This window comes from Romboutsia sp. LXY-2 (genome assembly GCF_056171995.1).
The window spans coordinates 251,573-265,231 of sequence record NZ_JBKFGI010000001.1 but is presented as its reverse complement, the minus strand read 5'-3'; the positions used below and the strand labels follow the sequence as shown (position 1 = coordinate 265,231).

General features: G+C 28.0%; 12 protein-coding genes and 1 riboswitch. Of the genes, 9 read left to right on the top strand and 3 right to left on the bottom strand.

Translation table 11 applies throughout. The features are described 5' to 3' along the window. The first annotated feature begins 103 nt into the window (after window positions 1-103). Both ACI48P_RS01220 and ACI48P_RS01215 read left to right on the top strand, forming a co-directional pair. Window positions 104-1,267: a cyclically-permuted mutarotase family protein gene (locus ACI48P_RS01220; protein ID WP_475212655.1), complete on the top strand. Its 1,164-nt coding sequence runs from the start codon at window positions 104-106 to the stop codon at window positions 1,265-1,267. Window positions 1,268-1,393: 126 nt separating this feature from the next. Next, the gene (locus ACI48P_RS01215; RefSeq protein ID WP_475212653.1) at window positions 1,394-2,032 is read left to right on the top strand and encodes an SGNH/GDSL hydrolase family protein; all 639 of its coding nucleotides are present in this window, start codon (window positions 1,394-1,396) and stop codon (window positions 2,030-2,032) included. A 73-nt stretch (window positions 2,033-2,105) separates the two neighbouring features. On the opposite strand, the gene ACI48P_RS01210 is transcribed toward ACI48P_RS01215, so the two are convergent. The 3 genes from ACI48P_RS01210 to ACI48P_RS01200 all read right to left on the bottom strand — a co-directional run bounded on the left by ACI48P_RS01210 (window position 2,106) and on the right by ACI48P_RS01200 (window position 3,662). After that, entirely contained in the window at window positions 2,106-2,447 is a 342-nt protein-coding gene (locus tag ACI48P_RS01210; RefSeq protein ID WP_475212651.1) for a DUF4870 domain-containing protein, read from the bottom strand. 180 nt (window positions 2,448-2,627) lie between these two features. Next, a complete protein-coding gene (locus ACI48P_RS01205; RefSeq protein ID WP_475212649.1) occupies window positions 2,628-3,161 on the bottom strand; it encodes an N-acetyltransferase family protein in 534 nt (177 codons plus the stop codon). Between the two features lie 75 nt (window positions 3,162-3,236). Then, the gene (locus tag ACI48P_RS01200) at window positions 3,237-3,662 is read right to left on the bottom strand and encodes a hypothetical protein (protein WP_475212647.1); all 426 of its coding nucleotides are present in this window, start codon (window positions 3,660-3,662) and stop codon (window positions 3,237-3,239) included. A 244-nt stretch (window positions 3,663-3,906) separates the two neighbouring features. On the opposite strand from ACI48P_RS01200, the gene htpG reads away from it, so the two are divergent. The 7 genes from htpG (at window position 3,907) to ACI48P_RS01165 (ending at window position 13,644) form a co-directional block, all read left to right on the top strand. Next, window positions 3,907-5,790: a molecular chaperone HtpG gene (htpG, locus tag ACI48P_RS01195; protein WP_475212645.1), complete on the top strand. Its 1,884-nt coding sequence runs from the start codon at window positions 3,907-3,909 to the stop codon at window positions 5,788-5,790. A 144-nt stretch (window positions 5,791-5,934) separates the two neighbouring features. Beyond that, window positions 5,935-6,019: riboswitch (cyclic di-GMP riboswitch) on the top strand. 270 nt (window positions 6,020-6,289) lie between these two features. Further along, window positions 6,290-7,696, top strand: a complete 1,407-nt coding sequence (locus ACI48P_RS01190) for a M20/M25/M40 family metallo-hydrolase (protein ID WP_475212643.1) — start codon at window positions 6,290-6,292, stop codon at window positions 7,694-7,696. Window positions 7,697-8,048: 352 nt separating this feature from the next. Next, complete coding sequence (locus ACI48P_RS01185) at window positions 8,049-9,395, top strand: APC family permease (RefSeq protein WP_475212641.1); 1,347 nt, start codon at window positions 8,049-8,051, stop codon at window positions 9,393-9,395. A gap of 266 nt (window positions 9,396-9,661) precedes the next feature. Beyond that, window positions 9,662-9,904, top strand: a complete 243-nt coding sequence (locus ACI48P_RS01180) for a hypothetical protein (RefSeq protein WP_475212639.1) — start codon at window positions 9,662-9,664, stop codon at window positions 9,902-9,904. A 172-nt stretch (window positions 9,905-10,076) separates the two neighbouring features. Beyond that, on the top strand, window positions 10,077-10,697 hold the full coding sequence (locus ACI48P_RS01175) for an SGNH/GDSL hydrolase family protein (RefSeq protein ID WP_475212637.1): 621 nt from the start codon (window positions 10,077-10,079) through the stop codon (window positions 10,695-10,697). A gap of 414 nt (window positions 10,698-11,111) precedes the next feature. After that, the gene (locus ACI48P_RS01170; protein ID WP_475214112.1) at window positions 11,112-11,441 is read left to right on the top strand and encodes an IS30 family transposase; all 330 of its coding nucleotides are present in this window, start codon (window positions 11,112-11,114) and stop codon (window positions 11,439-11,441) included. 187 nt (window positions 11,442-11,628) lie between these two features. Next, a complete protein-coding gene (locus ACI48P_RS01165; protein ID WP_475212635.1) occupies window positions 11,629-13,644 on the top strand; it encodes a BglG family transcription antiterminator in 2,016 nt (671 codons plus the stop codon). Window positions 13,645-13,659: the final 15 nt, after the last annotated feature.

Sequence of the window (13,659 nt, the reverse complement as noted above, 5' to 3'; positions counted from 1 at the left end):
AGTATACTTTATACAAAAATATAGCTTATTTAAACATGTTCTAAATTAGTTAATTAAAGTTGAACTTTTAATTAAAATATTTTAGTAAATTTAGGGGGATAAAATGAGAAAAAGAACAAAAGCAATGGCAATAGCCATATCTACATCATTTTTATTGGGGATTACTAGTATAGGGTATACGAATATAGTAAATGGAGACAAGAGAAGTAACTTAGATGTAGAAAGAATACTTTGGGAACATGCAGGGGACTTAGAAGCACAGTTTGGTTATGATAAAAATATAGGAACTGCTGGATTACTTGTAGGTATGTCTGGCGACTATATAATAGCTGGAGGAGGAGCAAACTTCCCTGATAAGCCAGTAGCAGAAGGAGGAGCTAAAAAACTTTATCCAGATGTTTATGTTTTAAAACAAGATAATGGAAGACTAAAGCAAGTTAACCATACAAAATTAAAATATGAAATAGGATACGGAAGCTCTATAACTACAGATGAAGGAGTTTATTATATAGGTGGAAGTACTGATAGTAAAGAAGCAAACAACGTAACTTTATTTACTGTTGATAAAAAAGGAAACCTTAAAGAAAAGTTAATAGGTGATTTACCTTTTACATTTAGCGATGGAATAGCTGTAAAAGAAGGAAATTCTATATATGTAGGTCTTGGAAAGCAAAATGGTAAGGCAAGCAACAAAATGTATAAGTTTGATATAAAAACAGGTAAGACTACAGAAATAGCAGCTATGCCAGGAGCTGAAACTAGAAATCAAGCTGTAGCTCAAATATTAGGCGATGATTTATATGTATTTAGTGGTGGAGATAAAGTAGCTTACACAGATGGATACAAGTATGATATAGAAGATAATAAATGGGAAAAAGTGTCAGGTGTAAAAATAGATAATAAAGAAATATCTTTACTTGGAGCTAGCTCAGTAAAGCTTAATGAAGATGAAATGTTAGTTATAGGTGGATTTGATAAAACTGTATATGATTATGCAGTAGAACAAATGAACACTTTAAAAGGTGATGAATTATATGCCTTTAAGCAAAAGTACTTTGGTGCAGATCCATCAGAGTTAAGATGGAATAAGAAGGTATTAATATTCAATGCTGAGGAAAATAAGTGGACTACAATTGGTGAAGTACCATTTGATGCACCTTGTGGAGCAGGATTAGTTACTGATGGAAGCAAGGTATATTCTATAAATGGTGAAATAAAGCCAGGAACGAGAACTAATAGAACATATGTAGGAACTATGTTTAATTAATGAATCAATAAACTAATAGATATATTAAATAATTATAGAAAACAAGTTATTATAAAGTGAAATAAGCTAAATAACAAATTTAGGTAAAAGTAATTTGTTACAAATTTAAAAGGTGGTAGGAAGACAATGAATATTTTATGCTTTGGAGACTCTAACACACATGGATATAATCCAGAAAATGGTGGTAGATATAATAGAAATGAGAGATGGACTGGTATTTTACAAAATCTTTTAGGGGAAGAACATTATGTTATAGAGGAAGGTTTAAGTGGAAGAACTACAGTTTTTAGAGATCCACTATTTGAAGGCTTAAGTGGACTTGATTATATAGTTCCGTGCCTTATGACTCATGAACCTCTTGATTTAATTATAATAATGCTTGGAACTAATGATACAAAAGATAGATTTGGGGCTAGTGCTCAGGCTATAACACTAGGATTAGAGAGATTAATAAAAAAGGTTAAATCTTGTGATATAGCTTTTAGAAATAACCAGCCAAAAATATTGGTAGTATCACCGCTACCAATAAGAGAAGAAATAAAAACAGTAGAGTGTTACCATACTATGGGTAAAGATTGTTCTAAGAAGTCTTATGAATTAATACCTCTTTATGAAAAGTCTGCAAAAACACTTGGATGTTATTATTTTAATCCATCGCCTTATGCGATATGCAGTGATTACGACTATATGCATCTTTCAAAAGAAGCTCATGAAACATTAGGAAAGAAGCTATATGAAGTTGTTACTGATATTATAAAGTATTAAACATAAACAGCCCTCGAAAATGGCTATCCTAAACAACAATAAGTTGTTATGGATAGCCATTTTTACTATAATACTATTTTATAAATCTAATTATAAAAGGATACTGATAATCTTCATTTAATCCGTATTTTATCATGCCTATTATTGTAAGAACTAAGTATGCAATGCTAACTATTGGGAGTAAAAATGCTCCAATAACAACAATTATTGAAAGACCTGCTAAAAATTCATAGATTATAAAAGAAATGTGAAAGTTTAGTAAGTTTCTTCCATTTCTATATATATAATTAGAGTCTTTTGATAGTTCTCTCCAAACAAAATAGCATACGATAAATCCAACTACATTAAATAATATTATTGCAGCTGCCATAATAAGCATTAATAGATGTTCTCTTTCTATAGCCTTTGAGTCCATTTTTGCTTGCCTCCATAATTTATATTTGTACACACTATATTATATTTGTATTTGTTTTAGTGGTGAATGATTACAAAAATATAAATTATATTAGAAAAATAGTAATCTCAAAACTGATAGTTTTTTTAGTTAATTTGAGCAACGGACGAAGTCGCTCAAGGGTCGCGAATTTTTTATTTATTATAAAACTAATCCCATAGTTACAATATCAAAATACTCTCCATCTATTAGAGTTTCGTTAACTAATATTCCTTCAGTAACAAAACCACATTTCTCATAAAGATGAATTGCTCTTGGATTATCTTTTCTTACAGATAAGCTGATTTTTGTTGTTATATTATTGTTTTTACACCAATCTATTAGATAGTCCATCATTATTTTTCCTAAACCAATATTACAATATTCTTTGGCTATTACTATTCCTAGAATTCCTACATGCTTTCCTTTTTTCTTTTGATTAGATGATATAGTCCCTATTCCTATTAATTTTGAATCAATTGTAGCTAATACCATTGTATTGTTGTCAGATTGATTAGCAGAGTTTATACTACTTACTTGTTGTTCTTCTGTTACTTGATATTCAGCTTCTCCAAATGAAAGATAAGTTGTTTCTTTGGCAACTTGTTGGTAAAATTCTATTACTTCTTTTGCATCAGATTCATTTGGAAGTCTTAGCGTTATTACTTTTCCATCTTTTGTTTCGTAGTTTATCATTTAATCTCAACCCCTTAATATTTTGATTATTTATATTATACAATTTTTAGTTAAATTTGGAAATTTAATACTCCTTTATTCTTTTGAAGAATGTAATATAGGGTCTTTAAGTAGGTCATAGGTCGTGTATTCACCTGAGAAAATTTGATCTAGGTAATCTATGATTATTGGATTTAGGGTTATATATAAGGTGTTAATTAGTATGTAAACACTTTCTATAGGAGCGAGTTTTATGTGAAATCCGTTGTCTACTAGACTTAGCTTTATTTTTCCTAAATTATTTATTGCTGATTTTGTTTGAGATTTTATATCTTCAAAATCTATTGTTGTGTTGTTTAAATTATTTAAAAGTTGATTTATATCTATTTCTAAGTCTGAAGATTGATTTTTATCAAGTTGTGATTTAAAGGCTTCATCAATTATATAGTAAAGAATTACTTTTTCTAAAAAAGGAAGCTTTGTAGGTGAATTTGCTATTATATTTGGTATATAAAATTTCATATTTATATTAATCTCCTGGTTAAAATTTATTTGATATTTTAGGTTCTAATGTATAGATTATAAAAAATATAATAAATAATTACAAGGTTTGGCCTTATTAATACTTAAGATATATAAATGGAGTATATAGAAAAAAGACTTATATATTAAAAAAAATAATTATTAGCACTCTATACTTGACACTGCTAACAAAATTATTATAATAATAAATATAAGGGAAAAAAGAAACACAGGAGGAGATATTATGTTAAATCAAAAAGGTAGTATATCAATACATACGGAGAATATTTTTCCAATAATAAAGAAATGGTTATACTCTGATAAGGATATCTTCATCAGAGAGCTAATAAGTAATGGGTGTGATGCTGTTAATAAACACAAAAAACTTATTGCACTTGGAGAAATACAGGGGCAAGGAAATCAAGATTATAAAGTGACTGTAAAAATAGATAAAGAAAATGGTACGCTTATATTTGAAGATAATGGTATAGGTATGAGCGCTGATGAAGTTAATAAATATATAAATCAAGTTGCATTTTCTGGTGCAGAAGATTTCTTCAATAAATACAAGGATAAGATGAATGAAGAAAATGATATAATAGGTCACTTTGGATTAGGATTCTATTCTTCTTTCATGGTATCTAAAAAAGTTCAAATAGATACTTTATCTTATAAAGAAGATTCTAAACCTGTAAGATGGGTAAGTGAAGGTGGACTAGAATATGAAATAAGTGAAAGTGACACTAGAGACACTAGAGGTACTACAATTACTTTATACTTAGAAGATGATAGCAAGGAATTTTTAGAAGAATATACAGTAAGAAGTATAGTAGATAAGTATTGTTCATTCTTACCTGTAGATATATATTTAGAAACAATTAAAGAAAAATCAGATGAAGTTAAGGATGAAAACAAAGAGGAAGTAGTAGAACCAAAACCAATAAACGATACACATCCATTATGGTTAAAATCACCTAAGGATTGTACTGATGAAGAATACAAAGAGTTTTATAGAAAAGTATTTAGAACTTTTGACGAGCCATTATTCTGGATACATCTAAATGTTGATTATCCATTTAACTTAAAAGGTATATTATACTTCCCTAAATTAAAGAACGAGTTTGAACTTATAGAAGGTAAGGTTAAGCTATACAACAACCAAGTATTTGTTGCTGATAATATAAAAGAAGTAATACCTGAGTTTTTATTACTATTAAAAGGTGTAATAGATTGTCCAGACTTACCTCTAAATGTATCTAGAAGTTTCTTACAAAATGATAAAGATGTAAGTAAAATATCTAAGCATATTGTTAAGAAAGTTGCTGACAAACTTAAATCATTACACAAAAATGAAAAAGAAAATTACGAAAAATTCTGGGATGATATACAAGTATTTATCAAGTTTGGGTGCTTAAAAGATGAAGGATTCTATGATAAGGTAAAAGATAGTATATTATTTAAAACTATAAACTCTGAGTATGTAACGTTAAATGAATACTTAGAAAAAGCTAAAGAAAAACATGAAAATAAAGTATTCTATGTAAGTAATGAACAGCAGCAAGCTCAATATATAAAATTATTTAAGGATTATGAATTAGATGCTGTAATACTTGATTCTACAATAGATAATCACTTTATTTCATTTGCAGAATATAAAAATCAAGGTGTTAGTTTCAATAGAATAGATGCAGATTTATCTGATATTCTAAAAAATGGTGAAGAAGCTAGCAGTGAAACAAAAGAAACTATAGAAAACTTATTTAAGGATGCTGTAGGAGAAAGAATAAAAACTTATACAGTAGAAAGCTTAAAGAGTGAAGATACACCAGCTATAATACTAGTTTCAGAACACTCTAGAAGAATGGCTGAGATGAAGTCTCAATTTGCTGGTATGGATTTTGGCATGTCTTTTGAAGAAGAAAAGACATTAGTTATAAATAACAACAGTCCAATTGTTAAGAAGATTGTTGAGCTAAAAGATGATGAAAGTAAGAAAGAGCAGGTAGAGTTAATTTGTAATCAAATAGTTGATGTAGCATTACTTTCTAATAAAGAATTAGACTCTAAAGAGTTAGATGAATTTATAAAGAGAAATAACAAACTTATGAATATGATAATATCATTATAGTTTATAAAAAACCCCTCTAGTCATTTTTTGCGACGGAGGGGTTTTTATTATGATTATAAAATATAAAATAAAAATTTTCAGAAAATTTAAAAATGTAGTTGAAATATTATAAAACTTCGTATACTATTTAAATTAATAAAAACCTGATATAATTGGCAAACTTAGAGAAATCTGAGGACGCAAAGCTAAAGGGGCTAAGTATATTTATATAAGCCAGCCAGTTGCACTATAAACTTGAGTATTTTTGTGAAAATATTTAAGTTTATTTATAACGCAACTACCTTTAAAAATAAAAGGTAGTTTTTTTATTATCTAAGAAATATATACTACAAGTCCGCCAAATACGTTATAAATAGTTAAATTACAGTGCCACATTATGTATGGTTTTATAACTAATAATGGAGGTGATTAAATAAAAAATTATTTAGCAATTACTGATATCTTATGGAAAGAGATTTAATTAGGTTGAAAATTTTAAAGAGTAATCAGGGGGATGAGTATGAAAAATAAAAAAATATATGCAATAGCAGCATCAGCTATAATAGCGGCACCTATTATATTTACAACACCAGCATTTGCAGGAGCCAATGCAAGTGGATTATGGTCTAAATTAGAGAGACAATTAAGTGTTAATAGAATAATTAAAGACATAGAAAGATTATCTATGGATGAGTTATTAGAAAATAATAAAGATAATGCAAGGGTAACTGGATTTGAAGGGGAGCATGAGGCAGCGGATTATATATTAGGTCAGTTTAATAAACTTGGTCTTAACACAGAGTTAAGAACTATTGATGGTATAGATGGATTTATAGATGAAGGGTCAGCTTGTATTGTAGATGGGACAAATCTTTCTGTAAAAACTATGACATATTCTCAACCTACAAATGGAGAATTAAAAGGAGAATTAGCCTATGCTGGAATAGGAACTGAAGATGAATGTAGGGAAGTGAACTTAGAAGGTAAAATAGCACTTATACAAAGGGGTAGCATATCTTTTGCAGAAAAAGCAAAAAATGCTTATGCTAATGGTGCAGTAGGTGTAATTATATATAACAATACAAATGGAACATTAAGTGGGACATTGGGTTCTTTAGCTGATAGTAAAGGGCCAACTGTTGGTATGAGTAAAGCAGATGGAGAAGCATTATTATCGAAGATAAATTCGGGACAAACTGTAGAAGCTTCTCTTGAAGTAAATACTTTAGTAAAAAAAGATAGTTATTCTTACAATGTAATAGGAGAAATACCAGCTCACAAAAATGCTAAAAACCCTCAAACTATAGTAATAGGAGCACATTTTGATAGTGTAAGTTGTCCAGGAGCAAATGATAATGCAAGTGGTACTGCTACTATATTAGAAGTTGCTAAATTATTATCTCAACCAGAATTTAAAAATAAATTACAATATAATGTAAGATTTGTGGCATTTGGAGCAGAAGAAATAGGGTTAATAGGTTCTGATGAATATGTTGCCCAACTTGTAGACTCAGGAGAGGCTAAAGATATAGCAGGTATGATAAATCTTGACATGGTTGGAGTTGGAGAGAGTCTAGTAACATATAATATAAATAATAATGCAGATCATAAGATGACTGATATTGCAGAGGCAAGTATAAAAGAATTAGGATATGAATATGGTGGACATTATAACTCAGGTTCAAGTGATCATGCACCATTTGAATATGCAGGAATACCGGCAGTATTTATACAATTCTCGCCGGACCCATACTATCATACAGATGAAGATACTGTAGATAAAATAGATCCAAATAACATATATGAAACATCTACTGTAGTATTAGATATGATTATGGATATGAATAATAAGAAACCAGGAAATTCTAATAAAAAGATAGTAAAAACAGATATGGAATATGAGAATCAACAGATGCCAAGAAAATAGGTAACAAAATAGTATAATTAGCTCAATATTTGAGATAGTTGTTTTAAGCCAAGATGATTTAATATATTAAATTATCTTGGCTTATTTATATAGTTATCTAAAGTTAACTATATAAATATAGTTGAATCATTTATGATTTTTTTATGTTTTATTTTAAAATAATTAAATTTATTTTTTTAGCTTGAGTTATTAAAATAAACGATTTCTTCAATTTTAATTTAATAAATAAAGAATATATGTCGAAAAAAATGTAAAAAAATTGTTTATTTTTGGGTAAAGATGTATTACAATAAGTTTAATTAATTTAGGGAATTTTCTAAAAATTATAATGTATTACAAAAAGGAGGACAACATGAGCAATCAGAAAAACTTAAAAAAGAGCATCGGATTATTTGCAGCTTTATCAACAGTTATTGGTATAGTAATAGGATCTGGTGTATTCTTTAAGGCTAATGCAGTATTCGCAGCAACAGGAGCACCAGGACTTGGAATCATAGCGTGGGGATTAGCAGGACTTATAACAATAGCAGCAGGACTTACATCTGCAGAGCTTGCAGCAGCAATACCTGAAACGGGTGGTATGGTAATATACCTAAAAAGAATATATGGAAATAAAATTGGATTTTTAACAGGGTGGATGTTATCTATATTATATTATCCTGGTCTTATGGCAGCACTAGGATTTATATTTGCTAGTAATTTTGCATCACTTGTAGGACTTGATGCTTCAGCAGTACCTGTGATAGCTATTGGAGTAATAGTACTACTTGCATTTGCTAACAGTTTAGGTTCAAAAGCAGGTGGTGCTATACAAACTGTATCTACATTATGTAAATTAGTACCATTATTTTTAATAATGATATTAGGATTTGTAAAAGGTGATGGAAGTGCTTCTACAAGCTTATACCCAATAACAAATCCAGATATAAATATAGCAACAGGATTAGGTGCAGCACTACTTGGGACATTATTCGCTTATGAAGGTTGGTTAAGTGCAGGTAACTTAGCTGGTGAAATGAAAAATCCTAAAAAAGATTTACCAAAAGCAATAGTTATAGGTATAACAGCTGTTACTTTAATATATGTAGCAATAAATATGGCTTACCTTTGGGTATTACCGGCAGATGTTTTAGCTGGATCAGAATCACCAGCATCAGATGTTGCTAACGTAATATTTGGACCAACAGGTGCAAGATTTATTACTGCAGGTATAGCAATTTCAATATTTGGTACATTAAATGCATTAATACTTACAGGGCCAAGAACTCTATATGCTGTTGCAGTAGAGAACAATATACCTTTTGTTTCTAAGATAAATAAAGCTGGGGCACCGGGTAATGCAATATGGGTAATGAGTGTATTAGGAGCGTTATATTCTTTAACTCAAAACTTTGGATTATTAACAGATGTTCCAATATTTATAGTTTGGGTATTCTACATACTTACATTTGTTGGAGTTATAATCTTAAGAAAGAGAGAACCAAACTTAGAAAGACCTTATAAAGTACCTCTATATCCGATTGTTCCTTTAATCGCTATAATAGGTGGTGGGTATGTTGTTGTTAATACTTTAATGACTCAAACTCAAAATGCTTTACTTGGTTTAGGAATAGCTTTAATTGGTTTACCAATATACTTTGTAATAAATAAATCAAATTGTAGTAAAAATGAAACAGAAACTTTTAAGAAAGCAGTATAAAAATAGATAGTTAAAGCCTTGCTTCCTATATTTATGGAGGCAAGGCTTTTTTTATTATAAGGAAATTGTGATACTTCAAAATCTATGGAAAACTTGTGTACTAAAGTGATGCTAATATATTAAAAAAAGTAAAAAGTGACAAAAGGTTATAAAAATAAGTATTCATGAAAACATCTGTTTTAGTGTACATATTTTCAAACTCTAAATTCTGCTATAATTTAATTAACAATTGTTATATATTATGAATCATTAAAAAGGGGGAAAAGATGTATTATAATAAACTGATTAAATGTTTAGTTATATCTATGAGTTGCATAGTTGTTATTATATCGATATTATCTGGAATGGGAGTTATTCGTAATTTTGAATTGCTAGGTTTTTGTATTAAGTTTATGGCATTAGAATTATTAGTACTAGCATATAATTCTTATAAATTAGGAAGAAAAAAGTTAGAAGTTATTGCTCTTAGCATAACAGGAGTGTTCATTTTTATTACTACTTCAATATAGTAAGTTCACAATCTTAATATATTGGGAATTAAATAAAGTGATAGAACTGAAAACTGTTACTCTATTTTGTGTTCATAAAAACATCTGTTTTAGTGGGCACTTTTTTACTATAAGTTTTGATACAATTTAAATATGAGTTTCTATAAATTTCAAGTTAAAGGGGAAGTAACTTATGAAAAGTAAAAACAGAAGTATATTTATTATAGGTGATAGTATATCTATACATTATGGACCATATTTAAAAGAAATTATAAAAGATAGATTTAACTATGATAGAAAAAGTGGAATTAAAGAAGCGTTAAACGATTTAGATAGACCAATAGGAGCCAATGCAGGTGATAGTAATATGGTTTTAGAATATCTTACTGAAGAAAATAAGAAAAATATTAAATATGATATTTTACTTATAAATTGTGCAATGCATGATATTAGGATTGATAGAAACTCGTTAGAGAAACAAGTAAAACCAATTGAATACAAAATAAATTTAAGTAAAATAATCGATATAGCAATGGATATGTCTAATCAAGTAATATGGATTACTACAACACCTTTTAATGAAGTTATTCATAATTCAAGAAAAGGTGGATTTTTAAGATATATTAAAGATTTAGAATCTTACAATAGAATAGCAAAAGAAGTAATAATTAATAAGAATATTGAAGCCATAGATTTATATAGTTTTACAAAAAACTTGGGAGAGGATATATACTGTGACCATGTTCATTTTACAGAAGAAGTTAGAAAGTTACAGGCTGAATTTATATCAGTCTTCTTAGATAGTTTAAAATAGTGATAATTAAACTGAAATATATGTTCAATAAAACATATGATTTCGCAAACAGATTTGACTTAGCTAAAGATATATGTTGAAGTATTGATAATATAATTGAAACTGTTCATAAAATTAAAGCAACCTTTTTATGAACAGTTTTTTTGTTTTTAAGATGACCTATTTTAGGTCATTTTTTATATCCTGAATTATATAATTAAATCAAATAAATATATAAATAAAAAAAGACACTTATGATACACTTAGTCAACCGACTAAGATCAACAAAAGGAGTATCAAAAATGTCTTTTAATTATATTAACATAAATCAGCTATAGTAACATTAGTAGAGAAGAAATCAAAATATATTGTTTTTTTAAAGCTAGTAGAAAAAGCGAGGATGTTAAAGAGGCAACTTGTAAATGACTATCTTCTATAGATAATAATTGTGTAACTACAATTACTTTTGACAGAGGTAAGGAGTTTTCAAAGTGGTCTGAAATCGAAAATGATAGTTTAATTAATGTTGAAATTTACTTTGGAGATCCTGGTTCCCCAGGACAACGAGGTCTAAATGAAAATTCAAATGGGATAATTAGGAAAGAATTACCTAAATATACAGATTTATCTGTTTGTTCTCAAGAAGAGTTAAATAATATTGCTTCTAAGTGGAATTCTATTCCAAGAAAATCTCTAGACTATCAAACACCAGATGAAGTTATGAAAAAAGTAACTGGATTTAAAAGATTACTTCCAGTTTCTTAGTGAATCATAAGTAATTTGTCTGATTTAAATTGACAATTTAGGTATGAAAAAAATGAACTTCGATTAAAAATAGTTATGTTTGATATCTTAAATAGGGGTACAATTTATTGCACAAAAATATTGACTTATTTTAATCTTTTGTGCAATATAAAAAAGAAGTATATTAATATTAGAGAAGGGCAAACAAATGTACATAAACAAAAGACTAGAAGAAATACTAAAAACTTTAATAGAAAAAGATTGTATAACAATACAAGAAATTTCAAAAAAGTTTAAGATGTCAAAGAGAACAGTTTATTATGACATGCAAAAACTAGAAGATTATTTACGAAAAAGTTCAGTTCAGCTACAAAATAAAAGAGGTCTTGGGTATTTCCTAACAGATCAAGATAAGAAAGAAGCAAGTAAGTTATTAAAATATGCAAGTAAGGATTACATACTTTCTCCAAAAGAAAGATATTTAAAAATAATAATTTCTATCCTTACGAATAAAGAAAAACTTACGATCGAAAAACTATGTAATCTGTTAGATGTAAGTCGAAACACTATACTAAATGACTTAAAAGAATCAAGAGACCATATTAGTAGATATAAGCTTAGAATAGAATCAGACTATGGCTATGAAATTAAAGGCGAGTCTAAAGACATAAGATATTTAATTTTAAACTTGTATAATAATTATGGTTATCTGTTTAGTGAACTTGACTTTGTAGAAGAGTACATTAAAGTAAAAGAAAATCTTACTAGGTATAATAAGGATTTAGCTAATACAAAAGAATTTGAATATAGCATTAAGTATTTAACTATGATGTATAAATATTGCTATAGAAACTTTGAAAATATAAGCTTTGATAAAGAAGAAATAGAAACTTTAAAAGCTCTTAATAGTAATGAATTTGCAAACGATATCCTTTTGGAAATAAAAAGTGTATTAGGCAAAGACATTAAAGATGAAGAAGTATTTTATATACAAGCTTTTTTCATTAAAGATAGTAATATTAGACAATTCTTTATTAAGCAGCCAATTAGCAAAATATATAAAAATGAAATAATGATTATGGTTAAAGAGTTTGAAAAAATATCTTGCATATTTATAGATGATTATGAAGAGTTAGCAAAAAATATATTCAATCATTTGATGCCATCACTATTTAAGCTAAGGTATGGTGTATATTTTGTTAACCAAATTAAATATGAAGTTATGAACAACTATAAATCAATATACCAATTCACTAAACAAATAGTGAAAAATGTTGAAGAAATACTTGGATGCTTCTTCAATGAAGATGAATTATCCTACATAGCAATGTACTTTGGAGGATATGCAGTAAAAATGGGTGTGGAGATAAAGATACCTCAAATAGTTATAGTATGTAATCATGGTATGGCCACATCACAACTATTAAAAAATCAGATAAAAGGTTTATTTGACTTAATAGAAATAAACGATATTTTATCATTAAAAGAGTTTGAAAAATATGAAAAGAGTTATGACTTTGCAATAACTACTGTTGATATTTCTAAAGACAAAGGAAAAGTAATAAAGGTTAATCCAGTACTAAATAACCTAGACAAGCAAAATTTAATATCTCAGATTTCTAGTACTCAATCAAAGTTCAATTTAAGTCAAAAGATTGTAAATAGAATTTTAAATAGTGTTGAGAGATACGCAACTATTAATAACAAAGATAAACTAAGAGAAGAAATTGAAAATATAATTCTTTCAAGTAAAGAAAAAACAGAAATTTATAAGGTGTCATTATCAGACCTTTTAAATAAAAATACCATTAGCTTAAATCAAGAAGCAAAAGATTGGAAAGATGCAATTAAGGTAAGTTCACAAAGTTTACTTAACTTAGGGGTTATAGAAGAGTCTTATGTGAAGGCTATGATTAGAAACATTGAAACATTAGGGCCTTACATAATTATTTTAGAAAATGTAGCTCTTCCTCATTCTAAACCAGAAAATGGTGTAAATAGGTTAGGAATAAGTCTTACAACTTTTAAAGAAACAGTATGTTTTTCAGAAAGTGAAAGACATAGAGCAAGAATCCTTATAGTATTAGCACCAAAAGATAAAGAATCACACTTAAATGCATTGATTTCAATAAACAAAATGTTATCGAAAAAAGAAAATGTAGATAAAATTTTAAGTGCAACTTGTGAAAGTGAAGTTTTGGAAATGGTAAGACAGTATTCGTAAAGACAGGGGGAGAAG